The organism is Catellatospora sp. IY07-71, assembly GCF_018326265.1.
GTDB lineage: Bacteria > Actinomycetota > Actinomycetes > Mycobacteriales > Micromonosporaceae > Catellatospora.
Genome location: NZ_AP023360.1, coordinates 7368992 through 7383706 on the forward strand (window position 1 = coordinate 7368992; position 14715 = coordinate 7383706).

13 protein-coding genes are annotated in these 14715 nt (G+C 73.7%); 11 read left to right on the top strand and 2 right to left on the bottom strand.

The genetic code is table 11. From position 1 onward, the window contains the following. The first annotated feature begins 105 nt into the window (after nucleotides 1-105). The 5 genes from CS0771_RS32895 (at nucleotide 106) to CS0771_RS32915 (ending at nucleotide 4481) form a co-directional block, all read left to right on the top strand. Nucleotides 106-348, top strand: a complete 243-nt coding sequence (locus CS0771_RS32895) for a hypothetical protein (RefSeq protein WP_212844631.1) — start codon at nucleotides 106-108, stop codon at nucleotides 346-348. A 33-nt stretch (nucleotides 349-381) separates the two neighbouring features. After that, on the top strand, nucleotides 382-1344 hold the full coding sequence (locus CS0771_RS32900; protein WP_212844632.1) for an aldo/keto reductase: 963 nt from the start codon (nucleotides 382-384) through the stop codon (nucleotides 1342-1344). Nucleotides 1345-1362: 18 nt separating this feature from the next. Then, the gene (locus tag CS0771_RS32905; protein ID WP_212844633.1) at nucleotides 1363-1650 is read left to right on the top strand and encodes a GNAT family N-acetyltransferase; all 288 of its coding nucleotides are present in this window, start codon (nucleotides 1363-1365) and stop codon (nucleotides 1648-1650) included. Nucleotides 1651-1814: 164 nt separating this feature from the next. After that, nucleotides 1815-3467, top strand: a complete 1653-nt coding sequence (locus CS0771_RS32910; RefSeq protein ID WP_212844634.1) for an ABC-F family ATP-binding cassette domain-containing protein — start codon at nucleotides 1815-1817, stop codon at nucleotides 3465-3467. A 51-nt stretch (nucleotides 3468-3518) separates the two neighbouring features. After that, nucleotides 3519-4481 carry a sporulation protein gene (locus tag CS0771_RS32915; RefSeq protein ID WP_212844635.1) on the top strand — a complete coding sequence of 321 codons (963 nt, stop codon included), beginning with the start codon at nucleotides 3519-3521 and terminating at the stop codon, nucleotides 4479-4481. 57 nt (nucleotides 4482-4538) lie between these two features. Here CS0771_RS32915 and CS0771_RS32920 read toward each other — a convergent pair whose 3' ends face one another. Next, complete coding sequence (locus CS0771_RS32920) at nucleotides 4539-5348, bottom strand: alpha/beta fold hydrolase (RefSeq protein ID WP_212844636.1); 810 nt, start codon at nucleotides 5346-5348, stop codon at nucleotides 4539-4541. Nucleotides 5349-5573: 225 nt separating this feature from the next. Between CS0771_RS32920 and CS0771_RS32925 the strand changes: the two genes are divergently transcribed. Further along, nucleotides 5574-6350, top strand: coding sequence for a TSUP family transporter (locus CS0771_RS32925; RefSeq protein WP_212844637.1), 777 nt, complete (start codon nucleotides 5574-5576; stop codon nucleotides 6348-6350). Here the strand turns inward: CS0771_RS32925 and CS0771_RS32930 are convergent. After that, nucleotides 6270-7247, bottom strand: a complete 978-nt coding sequence (locus tag CS0771_RS32930) for a LysR family transcriptional regulator (RefSeq protein ID WP_212844638.1) — start codon at nucleotides 7245-7247, stop codon at nucleotides 6270-6272. The two genes, CS0771_RS32925 and CS0771_RS32930, sit on opposite strands and share 81 nt — an antisense overlap. An 83-nt stretch (nucleotides 7248-7330) precedes the next feature. On the opposite strand from CS0771_RS32930, the gene CS0771_RS32935 reads away from it, so the two are divergent. From CS0771_RS32935 to CS0771_RS32955, 5 genes are all read left to right on the top strand, one after another. Next, nucleotides 7331-8209, top strand: coding sequence for a DMT family transporter (locus CS0771_RS32935; protein ID WP_212844639.1), 879 nt, complete (start codon nucleotides 7331-7333; stop codon nucleotides 8207-8209). Nucleotides 8210-8472: 263 nt separating this feature from the next. Continuing rightward, on the top strand, nucleotides 8473-10029 hold the full coding sequence (locus CS0771_RS32940; RefSeq protein ID WP_212844640.1) for an IucA/IucC family siderophore biosynthesis protein: 1557 nt from the start codon (nucleotides 8473-8475) through the stop codon (nucleotides 10027-10029). Further along, nucleotides 10029-11639, top strand: a complete 1611-nt coding sequence (locus tag CS0771_RS32945) for an IucA/IucC family protein (protein ID WP_212844641.1) — start codon at nucleotides 10029-10031, stop codon at nucleotides 11637-11639. Before CS0771_RS32940 ends, CS0771_RS32945 begins: the two co-directional genes overlap by 1 nt. Continuing rightward, nucleotides 11636-12805 carry an alanine racemase gene (locus CS0771_RS32950; protein WP_212844642.1) on the top strand — a complete coding sequence of 390 codons (1170 nt, stop codon included), beginning with the start codon at nucleotides 11636-11638 and terminating at the stop codon, nucleotides 12803-12805. The genes CS0771_RS32945 and CS0771_RS32950 overlap by 4 nt, the downstream gene beginning before the upstream one ends. Nucleotides 12806-13046: 241 nt before the next feature. Further along, nucleotides 13047-14699: a substrate-binding and VWA domain-containing protein gene (locus tag CS0771_RS32955; RefSeq protein WP_212844643.1), complete on the top strand. Its 1653-nt coding sequence runs from the start codon at nucleotides 13047-13049 to the stop codon at nucleotides 14697-14699. Nucleotides 14700-14715: the final 16 nt, after the last annotated feature.

The window sequence follows — 14715 nt, forward strand, 5'->3', positions numbered from 1 at the left end:
CACGCGTTCGCGCTCTGGATCTAGATGAACTGTGGTTGCTCCCGCGACCACAGTTCATCTAGATCCGCGGGTTCCGGGCGTGGTGCGGCCGGGTAGGCGGGGGGCATGACGGTTGACGTGATGGCGCCGCGCGGCGGGGTGATGACGGACGAGGTCGGCACGATCACCGGCGAGCTGACCCTGGAGCCGAAGGTCGAGACCGACGGCACGGTACGCCTGCGCGTGCAGTACAAGGGCGCCGAGGAGTGGTACACCGTCACCGGCGCCCAGATCAAGGTCCCCGACCCGGCCGACGCCACCGCCGTCGACCGCGCCGCCCAGCACCTCCTCGACCGCTTCACCCACTGACCCGCCCCCACGGGGCGGGATAGGGTGGCGATCATGCGTTACAGGGCACTGGGTGAGTCCGGGCTGATCGTGTCGGCGGTCGGGCTCGGCTGCAACAACTTCGGGTGGCGGCTGGATCTGGACGGCACCCGTGCCGTCGTCGACGCCGCGCTCGACGCGGGCATCACCTTCTTCGACACCGCCGACATCTACGGCCGCGCCACCGGGATCGGGGCGTCGGAGTCGATGCTCGGCGAGGTCCTCAAAGGACGCCGTGACCAGGTGGTGCTCGCCACCAAGTTCGGCCACCAGGGCGCGGACATGGGCTACGGCCCGGCCGCGGGCGGCAAGGGCGGGCGCAGGTACATCCGGCGCGCGGTCGAGGAGTCGCTGCGCCGGCTGGGCACCGACCACATCGACCTCTACCAGCTGCACACGCCCGATCCGGTGACGCCGCTGGCGGAGACCCTGGCGGCGCTGCACGAGCTGGTCACCGAGGGCAAGGTGCGCTACATCGGCAGCTCGCAGTTCGCGGGCTGGCAGATCGCCGACGCGGCGCGGCTGGCGCAGGCGATGGGCGTGACGCCGTTCGTCAGCGCGCAGAACCACTGGTCGATGCTGGAGCGCGGCAGCGAGATCGAGGTCGTGCCCGCGGCCCGGCACTTCGGGCTCGGCGTGCTGCCGTTCTTCCCGCTGGCCAACGGGCTGCTGACCGGCAAGGTGCGCCGCGGCCAGGACGCGCCGTCGGACAGCCGGCTGGCCAAGGACCAGGCGGGTTTCATCACCGACGAGCGGCTGGACACGGTCGAGGCGCTGGCCGGCTGGGCCGCCGAGCGCGGCCACGAGCTGGGCAAGGTCGCGATCGGCTGGCTGGCCGCGCAGCCGGGCTGCGGCTCGGTCATCGCGGGCGCGACCAGCCCGGCGCAGGTCGCCGCGAACGCGGCCGCGGCCGGCTGGGAGCCGACCGCCGACGAGCTGGCCGAGCTGGACAAGATCGCGCCTGTACCGGCGCGATAGCGACACGCAGGGGAGGCAATGGTGGAGGTCGAGGTCGTCGAAGTCCCGGAGAGCAGCCGGTACGAGGCACGCGAGGGCGAGCGCCTGCTCGGCGTGCTGACCTACTACCGCAAGCCGGGGATGATCGTGTTCGACCACACGGGCGTCGAGCCGGAGGCGCGCGGGCGCGGCATCGGCGCGATGCTGTGCGCGGCGGCGCTGGCGGGCGCGGCCGCCGACGACGTGCGCGTGGTCCCCGCCTGCTCGTTCGTGCGCCGCTGGGTGCAGGACCACCCGGAATACCTGCCGCTGGTGGAGCGGGCGTAAATCACTGGCAGTGCGGTGGGGCCGGTCGTTAGGCTGGCCCCACTATGGAGCTGTGACATCACCGACCGGCCTGTGACCTGAGGCTGAGACATGCTCGCCCGCGGTAGCGGGCGATGTCTCCGACGCCCGGCAGGCTCTTCCGCGAAACCCTTCCGGTGGTGCTCATGCGTGCTCGATCCCTCATTGCTGTTGATCTTGTCAAGTTCTTCGGGGACCGCCGTGTCCTCGACGGCGTCGACCTCACCGTCGCCCCCGGCCGCCGCGTCGGCCTCGTCGGCGAGAACGGCGCCGGCAAGTCCACCCTGCTGCGCCTGCTCGCCGGCGCCGACACCCCCGACGGCGGCCGGATCGAACGGCCCGACGACATCGGCCTGCTGCACCAGGAGCTGCCGTACGAACCCGGCGACACCATCGCCGACGTGCTCGCCGAGGCGCTGCGCGAGAGCCGCGAGCTGCTCGCCCGCCTCGACCGGCTCAGCGCCGACCTCACCGGGGCGGAGCAGCTCGACGCGTACGCCGAGACGCTGGCCCGCGCCGAGCAGGTCGACGCCTGGGACGCCGAACGCCGCGCCGAACTGGTCCTGCATGGCCTCGGCCTGGCCGGTCTCGACCACGCCCGCACGCTGGGCACCCTGTCCGGCGGGCAGCGCTCCCGCGTCGCGCTGGCCGCGCTGCTGGTACGCAGACCCGCCGCGCTCCTGCTCGACGAGCCCACCAACCACCTCGACGACGAGGCCGTCGCGTTCGTCGAACAGCAGCTGCGGCAGCTGCCCGGCGTCGTCGTCGTCGCCAGCCACGACCGGGTCTTCCTCGACGAGGTCTGCACCGACATCGTCGATCTCGACCCCGGCGACACCGCCCACGGCGGCCTGGTCCGCTACGGCGGCGCCTACACCGCATACCAGCAGGCCAAACGCGACCAGCGGGCGCGCTGGGAACGGGCCTTCGCCGACCAGCAGGCCGAGATCGCGGCGCTGCGGGACTCGGCGGCCACCACGGCCCGGCAGGTCGCCTACGGCCGCCCGCCCCGCGACGGCAACAAGATGGCCTACAACCGGCACGGCGCGCGTGTCCAGGCCCAGGTGTCCCGCCGCGTCCGCAACGCCGAACAGCGCCTGGCCGTGCTGGAACGCGACCCGATCCGCAAGCCGCCGCCGCTCCTGCACTTCCAGGCACCCGCGCTCACCTCGGCGGCTCTCGGCACCGTCGCCCGCGACTCCCGCGACACCACGGTGGGCAACGCGGAGCACGGCATCACCGCCGAACACAGCACCGCGCTGGCGCTACGGGACGTGCATGTGCCCGGACGGCTGCGGCTGGACCGGCTCGACCTGCCCGCCGACGGCCGGCTGCTGATCACCGGACCCAACGGGGCGGGCAAGTCGACGCTGCTCGCGGTGCTCGCCGGGCAGCTGCGCCCCGCCTCGGGCAGCGTCACCCGCCGCCGCGGGCTGCGGGTCGGGCTGCTCGCCCAGGACGACCGGTTCGCCGACCCGTCCGCCACGCCACGCGCCCTGTACGAGCGCACCGGCGCGGCCATACCCCTGGTGGAACTCGGCCTGGTCGCCCCGCGCGACCTGGACCGGCCGGTCGGGGTGCTCAGCGTCGGGCAGCGCCGCCGCGTCGCGCTGGCGCTGCTCATCGCCGACCCGCCGCACCTGCTGCTGCTCGACGAACCCACCAACCACCTGTCGCCGGCCCTGGCCGACGAACTCGAAGACGCCCTCGGCCGCGCGCCGGGTGCGGTCGTCGTCGCCAGCCACGACCGCTGGCTGCGCCGCAACTGGCCGGGCGGCCGACTGGACCTGGTCTGCTAGGAATGTGACAGCGCAGGTCACCAGGACCGGCACCAGAGGAGATGTAGTTCAGTGGTCTTCAAGAAGATGCTCGCCGCCTTCGGCGTGGGCGGCCCGTCGGTCGACACCGTGCTCGCCACCCCCGTCGTCCAGCCCGGCGGCACCCTGTCCGGCACCGTGCACATCAAGGGCGGCGACCACGACACCCTGATCGAGTACGTCTCGCTGGGCCTGGTCACCCGGGTCGAGGTGGAGGGCCACGACAGCGAGTACGACGCCACCGTCGAGTTCCACCGGGTGCACCTGACCGGCTCGTTCACCCTGCCCGCGGGCGCGAGCCACCAGCTGCCGTTCACCGTCGAGGTGCCCTGGGAGGCGCCGGTGACCAGCTTCTACGGCACCCCGCTGCACGGCATGACGATGGGCGTGCGCACGGAGCTGTCGGTGGCCAAGGCCGTCGACAAGACCGACCTCGACCCGGTGCGCATCGAGCCGCTGCCGGTGCAGGCCGCGGTCATGGAGGCGTTCACCCGGCTCGGCTTCCGCTTCAGCCGGGCCGACCTGGAGCGCGGCCGCATCCACGGCGTGCACCAGACGCTGCCGTTCTACCAGGAGATCGAGTTCTACCCGTCGCAGGCGTACGCGGGCCGCATGCGCCAGCTGGAGCTGACCTTCGTCACCAGCGCGCACGGCATGGACGTGGTGCTGGAGTTCGACAAGCGCGGCTTCCTCGGCTCCCACGACACGTTCAGCCGCCACCACGTCAGCCACGCCGACGCCGCCGGCACCGACTGGCCCTCGGCCGTCGACGGCTGGATCCGCCAGGCCCTGGACCGCCACGCCCCGCACTACGGCGGCGGCCACGGCGGCCACGGCGGTCATGGCTTCCACGGCGGTCACGGCCACGGGCACCGCGGGCACGGCATGGGCGGCGTAGCCGCCGGTGCGGCCGCGGGCTTCGTCGGCGGCATGGTCGCCGGCGAGATCGCCGAAGAGGCCTTCGACGTCGACATGGACTTCGGCTTCGACGAGTGAGAAAGGAAGGGCACCTTCTTACCGTTCTCCGTGGTAGAAGGTGCCCTTCTTAACACCTCACTGCGTCGCGGTGGCCGCCGCGTTCTGGATGACCTGGGCCACCCGGTCCGGCTGGGACACCATCACCACGTGCGACGCGCCGTCCACGGCCACGGTCTCCTTCGCGCCCGCCCGCTGGGCCATGAACGCCAGCGCCTGCGGCGGAATGTTCTTGTCGGCCGTGCCGTACACGAACCAGGACGGGATGTTCTTCCACGCCGCCGCCGGGGACGCCTCGTTCAGCGCCGCCTCGGTGATCGGCCGCTGCCCCGCTCCCATCTGCGCGGCCAGCGCCTCGGGCACGTCGGCCGCGAACTGGTCGCGGAACTTCGCCCGGTCGATGTACAGGTCCCTGCCGCCACCGGCCAGCGCCACCGGCGGCGCCAGCGCCTGCGCGAGCGTGCTGCCCGGGAACTTGCCGGACAGCGACGCCGCGCTCTCCCCCACCTCCGGCGCGAACGCGGACACGTACACCAGCGCCTTGACGTTCGGGTTGCCCTCGGCCGCGTTCGAGATCACACTGCCGCCGTAGGAGTGCCCGACCAGCACGATCGGCCCGGAGATGGTCTTGAGCAGCGCGGCCACCTCCGCGGCGTCGCTCTGCACCCCGCGCAGCGCGTTGGGTGCCGCGACCACCGGATAGCCCTGCGCCTGCAGCAGCGGGATCACCGCGTTCCAGCTCGACGAGTCCGCGAACGCGCCGTGTACCAGCACGATCGTCGGTTTCGTCTGTTTCCCCACGGCCGCGGCCGCGGGAGCGGCCACCGCGAACGTGAGCGCGACCGCCACGGCCGCGGCGACGCCGGTCAACACCCTGCGCGTGGACATGCGTGAACCTCCATCCGGTGTCCGGCCCGGGGGTCCAGCCAACGCCAAACCTACGCCGACCGCCCGGGGCGCATCCGGCGTTCGGCCCGCTATGGTTGCCGGGTGTTCAAGGCCCTCGTCTGCTTCATGCTGCTCTTCATCGCCATCGGGGCGATCGGGATGTGGCTCGCCACCCAGCGCCGCAAATCATGATCAATAGCACCTGCGCCACCCCCAGCACCGCCCATGGACGCCGGTAGCCTCACGCTGCTGCTGACCGCCGCCACCGCCGCCGGGTGGGTGGACGCCGTGGTCGGCGGCGGTGGCCTGCTCCTGCTGCCCGCACTGCTCATCGGCCTGCCCCAGACGCCGCTGGCCACCGTGCTCGGCACCAACAAGATGACCGCCATCGCGGGCACCACCAGCGCCGCGATCACGTACGCCCGCCGCACCCGCATCGACTGGCGCGTCGCCGGCCCGGCCGGCCTCATCGCGATCGTCGTCTCCGGCTTCGGCGCCTGGCTCGCCATCGCGCTGACGCCGAACAAGGACGTGTACCGGCCGGTCGTGCTGGCCATCCTGGTCGCTGTCGCCCTGTTCGTCACGTTCCGGCCCAGCAGCGGCATCTACCCGCATCCCGAGCGGCGCACCACCGGCCGCGCCGCGCTGGCCGTCGCCCTCGCCGGCGGCGTGATCGCGCTCTACGACGGCATGATCGGGCCCGGCACCGGCACCTTCCTGGTGCTCACCTTCACCACGGTGATCGGCGCGGACTTCCTGCACGGCTCCGCCATGGCCAAGATCGTCAACGCGGGCACCAACCTCGGCGCGCTCATCGTGTTCGCGATCGACGGGCATGTCTGGTGGCAGCTCGGCGCCGCGATGGCCGTCTGCAACATCGTCGGCGCGCAGATCGGCGCGCGCATGGCGCTCAAGCGCGGCTCAGGCTTCGTACGCATCGTGCTGCTCGTCGTCGTGCTCGCCCTGATCGCCCGCCTGTCCTACGACCAGTGGCTCGCCTGAGCGACCCCACCCGGCCGCATGCGCGGCCACCCGCTCGATCACCAGCGCCACGGCCGGCCAGTGCTGCCGGCCGGGCCTGGTGATCGCGAACATGCGCCGCCGCACCGGCAGCCCCGGCATCGGCACGAACCGCACCCCCGGCCGCGGCGCCACCACCGCCGCCAGCAGCGCCACCCCCAGATCCGCCGCCACCAGGTCCAGCACCAGATCCAGGCTGTCCGCCCGATGCTCGATCATCGGCCGGTACGCCGCCAGCGCGCACACCCGCGTGGCCAGCTCGTCGTCGTCCGGGCCGCGCGAGTTCACCACCCACGACTGCCCCGCCAGCGCCGACAGCCGGGCCGGCTCGTCGATCACCGCCGGCAGCGCCCGGCCCGCCGGCACGGCCAGCATCAGCGGCGTCTCGCACAGCCGGCGTACCGCGTACCCGGCGAACTCGCGCGGGACCAGGTCGTAGTCGTACACGAAGCCCAGATCGACCCGGTCCTCGTCCAGCAGCCGGGTCACCTCGGGCGGCTCCCGCTCCTGCAGCATCACCTGCAGCCCCGGATGCGACACCGCCAGCTCCCGCACCACCGGGATGAGGTCGCCCGACAGCACCGTCGCGTACGCCGCCACCTGCACCGTGCCGCCCGGCTCCCCGCCCCGCGCCAGCGCCGAGCGGGCCGCGTCCACCGCCGCCAGGATCGGCCGGGCGTGACCCACCAGCCGCCGCCCGGCCGGGGTCAGCCGGACCGTCCGCCCGGAGCGCTCGACCAGCGGCGTACCCACCTCGCGGGTCAGCGCCGCCAGCTGCTGCGAGACCGCGGAGGTGCCATACCCCGTGGCCTGGGCGACCGCCCGCAGCGTGCCCCGATCCGCCAGCTCCACGAGCACCCGCAGCAGCCTGGTGTCCACGCCTCCATCATCCGCGATCCGCGGACGGTCAGTCCGCAGACCCGTGGTGGACGCGCATGATCGCCATCCGGTCACATGGAGTGATGACCGCAGTCGACGTCGCCACCAGCACCGCCCGCCGCCAGAGCACCGCCCCGGCGGTCGCGCTGATCCTCGGGTCGATGCTCTCCGTGCAGGTCGGCGCCGCCGCCTCGACGCGCCTTTTCGACGACGTCGGCCCCGCCGGGACCGCCTGGCTGCGCGGCTGCTGGGCCGCCCTGTTCTTCATCGTCATCGCCCGGCCGTCGCTGCGCTGGCTGCGCGCCCAGTCCCGCCGCGACCTCGCCGGGGCCGTCGCGCTCGGCGCGGTCAGCGCGGTCATGAGCGTCTCCTTCTTCGAGTCGATCGCGCGGATCCCGCTGGCCACGGCCGTCGCGCTGGAGTTCCTCGGGCCGCTGTCGCTGGCGGTGCTGCGGCGTACCGGCCGGTGGGGGCTGCTCTGGCCGGTGCTCGCGCTGGTCGGCGTGCTCGCGCTGACCCGGCCCTGGACCGGCGGCGTCAACGTCGCCGGTGTGCTGTTCGCCCTGCTTGCCGGAGTCTGCTGGGCCGGGTACATCCTGCTCACGCAGCGCGTCGGCGACAGCTTCAGCGGCGTGAAAGGGCTGGCCATCGCGATGCCCGCCAGTGCGGTGGCCGCTGCCGTGGCCGGCCTGCCGCAGGCGCTGCCCGGACTGAGCTGGGCCGTGCTCGCCCAGTCCGCGTGGCTGGCGCTGCTGCTGCCGGTGCTGCCGTTCGCGCTGGAGCTGCTGGCCCTGCGGCGGCTGACGGTCGCCGCGTTCGGCACGCTGATGTGCCTGGAGCCCGCGTTCGCGCTGGGTGTCGGCGCGACCCTGCTCCACCAGACCCCGCATCCGCTGCAGGTCCTCGGCGTCGCGTTCGTCGTCATCGCCGGCATCGGCGCCCAGCGCACCGGCCACCGCTGACCGGGGCATCGCGCTCGGCCGCCTGCGCGCGCCGACCGCGGCGTCGCGGCGGCCGCCTGCCCGCACCGACGGCGAGGAGTTAAGAAGGGCACCTTCTACTACGGAAAACGATAAGAAGGTGCCCTTCCTTTCCGGGAGGGCGTCACGGTCGGTAGGCGGTCCTAGGACGCTAGGGTGAGGGGCGGGTGGCTGGCCGGGTGCGGCTCTCGTGGTCCACACTGGATCTCCATGCTGCCGGGACGAGGGGGCCGACCATCAACACCGTGCCGAGGGTGACCGACGCGATGGCCGGCGCGCGTGCCGCGATCCTGGCCCGGCTGTGGGGGGCGCTGGTGCGCGAGCCGCTGCCGGGTGTGCAGCGGCAGGCGTACGGCGGCGACACCCGGGTCACTCTGCCGGGCGGCGAGCGGATCATCGGTTCGACGGCGCTGGCGCTGCCGTTCGCGGTGCCGCCGGAGGGGATGCGCCTGGTCACCGACACGGTCGCGGTCGACGATCCGGTGGAGCTGCTGCGGGCGGTGCGGCTGCCGGGTGACGCGGTGCGGCTGGCCACGGAGATCCGGAGCAGCCTGGCCGGGCTGGCGCTGGCCCGCGCCGGGCAGCCGGGGCCGCAGGGCGGCGGACCGGCGCTGGAGGTGCTGGCGGGGCGGGCCGACGGGCTCGCGCTGCTGGAGCAGTCCGTCGTGGACGGTCATCCGCTGCACCCCTGCTGCCGCACCCGGATCGGCATGAGCGAGGCCGAGATGCTGGCGTACGCCCCCGAGCACCGCCCCACGGTGACGCTGGAGGTGTACGCCGTGCCGCCCAAGCGCTGGCTGACCACGGGTGCGGGGCTCGCGCCCCGGCTGCCGGTGCACCCGTGGCAGCGTGAGCACGTCCTGTCGGCGTACCCGTTCCTGAAGCCCACCGGCGAGAAGATCGCCGCCCGGCCGCTGATGTCGCTGCGCACGCTCGCCGCGGTGGGCGACCCCACCCGGCACTACAAGACCGCCGTCGACGTGCAGATGACCAGCGCCGTGCGCATCGTCTCCCCCGCCGCCGTGCGCAACGGGCCGGTCGTGTCCCGCCTGCTGACCACGCTGTCGGCCGACCTCGGCCTGCAGGTGTGGCCGGAGCTGGCGGCCGGGGCCGTGCTCGGCGAGGACGGCACCCCGCTGCGCAGCCTGGCCGTGGTGGCCCGGCGCGCGCCCCGGCCCGGCCCGAACGAGGTGGTCCTGCCGATCGCCGCGCTGGCCGCGCCCTCCCCCGCCGACGGGCGGCCGCTGATCCGCGAGGCGGTGACCCTCGGCTACGGCGGGCATCCGGCGGGCTTCCTCGCCGACCTGGCCGCGCTGATCGTGCCGGTGCTGCTCACCCTGCTGCACCGGGGCGCCGCCCTGGAGGCCCACGGCCAGAACCTGCTGGTCACCCTCAGCCACGGCCGTCCCACCGGCCTGTCCTATCGCGACGTAGGCGGGGTGCGGCTGAGCCCGCAGCGGCTGCGCCGCCATGGCGCCGACGTCCCGGCCCTGCACGGCGACCTGGCCAGTGACGACCCGGCCGAGCTGCGCGCCAAGGTGCTGGCCTCGGGTTTCGCCGTCGCGCTCGGCGAGCCGATCGCGGTGCTGGCATGGGAGTACGGCGTCGTCCCCGAGCTGCTGTGGCGCCTGGTCCGCGAGCGGGTCGAGGTGGTGTACGACAGCCTGCCGCCGCACGCCGTGGCCGACGCGCACGCCGTGCTCGGCGAACCGCTGCCGCTGAAGGCCACCACGGCGATGCGCCTGGCCGCCGACCCGCTCACCGACGTGTGGGCGTCCCTGCCGAACCCGCTGGCCGCCTGATGCGCCCGCTCACCGACCCGATCGGCGCGGAACTGGCCGAACTCGCCCCGCACCTGCTCGACGGGTATGCCGCCGCGCTGCCGCGGGCCCGGGTCACGGTGGCGACCCGGCTGGCCGAGGCGCTGTGGCGGGAGGACCTCGGCGACGCGCGCGCCCGTTTCCGGGGGCGGCGCCACGCGTTCGACCGGGTGCTGCTCGACCCGGTCGACGCCGACCCGGTCGACCTGGTGTCCCACGAGGGGCTGCGCGCGGAGCTGGACAGCGCGGTGCACGGGCTCGCGCTCGCGTACGCCCGCCGGTCCGCGCAGGACCCGGGACATCGGGCCGCCGCGGCCGCCAACGGGGTCGCCGACCTGCCGGCACTGCTCGACGGAACCCCGCCCGACGAGCGCACGGTGCGGCTGGAGCAGCTCGCGGTCGAGGGGCACAACCTGCACCCGTGCGGCCGCACCCGGCTCGGCTGGGGCACCGGCGACATGATCGCCCACGACCTGGAGAGCGAGTCGACGGCGATCGGGTTCCTGTCGGTGCGGCCGGAGCTGGCCCTCGGCGACGACCTGTCCGAGCGGCTCGGGGTGGCCGTGCCCGGCGGGCGGCGGCTGCTGCCCGTGCACATCTGGCAGCTGCGCCACCTGACCGGCCGCCATCCGGAACTGTTCGCCGACGGCACGCTGCGCGTGCTCGACCAGGTGCTGCCCGCCCGGCCCACCGCCGCGCTGCGCACCGTGCTGCCCGCGGGCGCGACCTATCTCAAGCTGTCGCTGGACATCCAGGTCACCTCGACCCGGCGCAGCATCTCCATCGCGTCCACCCGCAACGGCCCGGAGCTGAGCAGGGTCCTGTCACAGCTGCTGGAGCGGGTGCCGGGCGGCGACCGGGTGCTGCTGATGGCCGAGCCGATGGGCGTCGCCGGGCTGCTGGAGGACGGCCGCCAGCTGAGCACCATCGCCCGCGACGGCCTGGGCGGGCGGCTGGCCCCCGGCGAGCAGCCGTATCCGGCCAGCGCGCTGGCCGCGACCGACCCGGTGACCGGCCGTACGCTGCTCGCGGGCCTGGTCGACCGGTATGCGCGCACCCGGGGCGGCTCCTCGTCGGCCGCGGCGGCGGGTTTCCTGGGCGAGTACGCCGCGCTGCTGCTGCCGCCGGTGCTGGCGCTGGCCGCCCGGCACGGCATCGGCCTGGAGGCGCACCTGCAGAACTGCGTGCCCACCTTCGTCGGCGGCGTGCCGCACCGGCTGGCCCTGCGGGACCTGGCCGGGCTGCGGGTACACCAGCCGCGCCTGGCCGCCTCGGGGGCCGCGCTGCACCTGTGGCCCGGTTCGGTGATCGGCACCGAGGAGGAGGCGGTGCTGCTGGCGAAGGTGGCGTACACCGCGTTCCAGGCGCACCTGGGCGAGCTGGTGCTGCGGCTGGGCCAGTCGCACGCGCTCGACGAGGCCGCCGCCTGGCAGATCGTCCGCGACGTGGTCGACGAGGCCCTGGCCGGCCACCCCGACCACGCCTTCTACACCGCCCCCACGGTGCCCCACAAAGCCCTCACCCGGATGCGCCTCGCGGGCACCGGCGACCTCTACGTCCCCGTGCAGAACCCGCTGCACGCCCGATCATGAGCGGCGCGGGCGTGACGCCGGAGCGGGTGGCGTCGGCGGTGCGCGGGCTGGCGTCGCCGGTGTGCGCGTACGTGTACGACCCGGCCGTGCTCGCCGCGCGGGTCGCCGAGCTGCGGGCGGCGCTGCCGGGGGTGACCGTCTGCTACGCGGTCAAGGCCAACGGGCACCCGGCGATCGTCGCGGCGGCCGCGGCGGCCTGCGACGGGCTGGAGGTCGCCTCGGGCGGCGAGCTGGCCCTGGCCGAGGCGGCGGGCGCGCGCCGGATCGTGTTCGGCGGCCCGGCCAAGACCGACGGCGAGCTGGCCCACGCCCTGCGCCTGGGCGCGACGGTGAACGTGGAGAGCCCGCACGAGCTGCGCCGCCTCAGCCTGCTGGCGCAGCGGGCCGGGACGACCGCGACGATCACCTTGCGGGTCAACCGCGCCGACGCCGGGCTGCCCGGCACGCATGCGATGACCGGCGCGCCGACGCCGTTCGGGGTGGACGAGGCGCAGCTGCCCCAGGTGGTGGCGCTGGCCCGGGCACTGCCGGGGCTGGATCTGGCCGGGTGGCACCTGCACGCGGTGTCCAACAATCTGGACGCCGCCGCGCACAGCGCGTTCCTGGCGGAGGCGCTGCGCTGGTCGGCGGCCACCTCACGGGAGCTGGGCGTGCCGCTGCGTACGGTCAACGCGGGCGGCGGCTTCGGCGTCGACTACACCGGCGGCGCGTCGTTCGCGCTGGACGAGCTGCGGGTGGCCGTGCCGGACGGGGTCGAGCTGGTGGTGGAGCCCGGCCGGTGGCCGGCCGCCGACGCCGGCTGGTACGCCGCCGAGGTGCTCGACCTCAAGCACACGCACGGGCGCTGGTTCGCGGTGCTGCGCGGCGGCACCCACCACTTCCGGCTGCCCGCCGCGTGGGGGTACAGCCACCCGTTCACGGTGCTGCCGGTGGCGCGGTGGGACTACCCGTGGCCGCGGCCGGAGGTGGCCGGGGTCGCGGTGGACGCCGTCGGCGAGCTGTGCACCCCGCGCGACGTGCTGACCCGCGGCCAGCAGGTGGACCGGCTGCGCGTCGGTGACGTGCTGCTGTTCGGCCGCACGGGGGCGTACGGCTGGGACATCTCGCACCACGACTTCCTGCGCCATCCGCGGCCGGAGTTCGTCGTGCTCGACCGCGCAGAGTGACCTCGCGATGTACCCAGCGAATCGGATGATCACGAGTCGGTCCGGGCTGTTCGGCCCGGCTTGACAGCGTCCTAGACTGTGCCGGTCCACCACCGGTGTGTGGTGCGATACACCCCCCATCACGCCCCCCTCGACACCCCTGAAAGCGGAGGCCCCGATGCCGAACGGCCGTAGCTCCGCGGTCCGATCGCACCGGCGCGGCGGCCGGAAGCGCCGCATCGCACCTTGGATCGTCATCCCGATGTCGGTCGTGCTGGTCGGTTCCGGTCTGACCATCGGGTACGTATACCTGATCAAGAACGCGTGCAGCGGCAGCGCCCAGGCCACCGTCGTGGCCGCGCCCGGCACCGCCCAGCTGTTGCGCTCCCTGGCCGACAAGTGGTCCGACACCAACCCGTCCGTCGACGGCATCTGCGCCTCGGTGCAGATCGGTGAGCAGGAGACCGCCGCGACCGTGCAGGCGCTGGCCCACGAGTGGGACCCGGCCACCTCCGGCCCCGCGCCCGACGTCTGGGTGCCGCCGTCGAGCGCCTGGGTCAAGGCCGCCGCCGCCAAGAGCGCCGTCGCCGACCAGCTGCTGCCCGACCGCCTGCCCAGCGTGGCGCGTACGCCCGTGGTCATCGCGATGCCGAAGGCCGCCGCGGAGACGTTCGGCTGGCCCGACGCGCAGCTGGACTGGAAGGACCTGCTGGACAAGCTCGCGCAGAACTCGTCGGTCAAGGTCGGCATGAGCAACCCCGCCACCTCCACCGCGGGCCTGCTGGCGCTGTCGGCGATCATCGACGCGGACGACAACACCGAGGTCGACCCGACCGAGCTGGGCCGCGTGTTCTCGCTGGAGCAGCGCCTGGCCGTCTACACCAGCACCACCGACGAGCTGTTCGCCGAGTACGTCAAGGGCGCGGGCAAGACCGTCAACGCGTTCCCGGCGCTGGAGCAGGACATCGTGCGGCACAACGCCGAGCACCCCGACCTGCCGCTGGTCGCCCTCTACCCGAAGAACGCCACCACCGAGGCGGACAACCCGTACCTGGTGCTGAAGAACGCGGGCTGGACCAGCCCGGAGCGGATCGGCGCGGCTGAGGCGTTCCTGAACTACATCAGCGGGGACGCGGCCCGCGACGCCGTGCGCGAGCAGGGCTACCGCGACTCCAACCGGGTGCCCGGCCCGAAGCTGACCCCGGCCAACGGCGTGGTGAGCAAGCTGACCGCGCTGCCCGGCGGCGTGCTGCTGTCCGAGTCGATCACCCGGACCGTGGACACCTGGACCGCGCTGACCCGCCCCACCAACATGCTGATGGTGCTCGACGTGTCGGGCTCCATGGGCGGCCTGGTGCGCGGCACCGGCCAGACGAAGCTGGACCTGACCAAGGCGGGCGCACGCGAGGCCGTCGACATGTTCGGCGACGACGTGCAGATGGGCCTGTGGGTGTTCTCGTCGCAGCAGTCGGGCACCAAGGCCTACCGCGAGGTGGTCGGCCTGGGCAAGCTCACCGACGACGTGGACGGCAAGTCGCGCCGTGCCCAGCTCAAGAGCAGGCTCAACGGCCTAGAGCCGGGCGGCAACACCGGCATGTACGACACGGTGTGGGCGGCGTACCAGAACATGCAGAAGAACTACGTCGAGGGCGCGACCAACATGATCGTGCTGCTGTCCGACGGCGCCGACGACGACCAGCTGCAGGGCCTCAAGCTCGACCAGCTCGTCGAGAAGATCAAGAACGCCGACGGCAACAAGCCGGTCAAGGTGATCACGATCGCCCTCGGCAAGCCGTCCAACAGCGCCGCGATGGCGAAGATCTCGTCCGCGACGGGCGTCAACACGTACAGCTCCGAGCGCTCGTACGACATCGGCAACGTCCTGCGCGCCGCCATCTTCGACTTCCAGGAGTGACCCGGCCACGGGGCGG

What these genes read in the sequence shown, in the direction of transcription:
- CS0771_RS32895 (WP_212844631.1), top strand. Translation starts at nt 106, where the DNA reads ATGACGGTTGACGTGATGGCGCCGCGCGGCGGGGTGATGACGGACGAG.
- CS0771_RS32900 (WP_212844632.1), top strand. Translation starts at nt 382, where the DNA reads ATGCGTTACAGGGCACTGGGTGAGTCCGGGCTGATCGTGTCGGCGGTC.
- CS0771_RS32905 (WP_212844633.1), top strand. Translation starts at nt 1,363, where the DNA reads ATGGTGGAGGTCGAGGTCGTCGAAGTCCCGGAGAGCAGCCGGTACGAG.
- CS0771_RS32910 (WP_212844634.1), top strand. Translation starts at nt 1,815, where the DNA reads ATGCGTGCTCGATCCCTCATTGCTGTTGATCTTGTCAAGTTCTTCGGG.
- CS0771_RS32920 (WP_212844636.1), bottom strand. Translation starts at nt 5,348, where the DNA reads ATGTCCACGCGCAGGGTGTTGACCGGCGTCGCCGCGGCCGTGGCGGTC.
- CS0771_RS32925 (WP_212844637.1), top strand. Translation starts at nt 5,574, where the DNA reads ATGGACGCCGGTAGCCTCACGCTGCTGCTGACCGCCGCCACCGCCGCC.
- CS0771_RS32935 (WP_212844639.1), top strand. Translation starts at nt 7,331, where the DNA reads ATGACCGCAGTCGACGTCGCCACCAGCACCGCCCGCCGCCAGAGCACC.
- CS0771_RS32945 (WP_212844641.1), top strand. Translation starts at nt 10,029, where the DNA reads ATGCGCCCGCTCACCGACCCGATCGGCGCGGAACTGGCCGAACTCGCC.
- CS0771_RS32950 (WP_212844642.1), top strand. Translation starts at nt 11,636, where the DNA reads ATGAGCGGCGCGGGCGTGACGCCGGAGCGGGTGGCGTCGGCGGTGCGC.
- CS0771_RS32955 (WP_212844643.1), top strand. Translation starts at nt 13,047, where the DNA reads ATGTCGGTCGTGCTGGTCGGTTCCGGTCTGACCATCGGGTACGTATAC.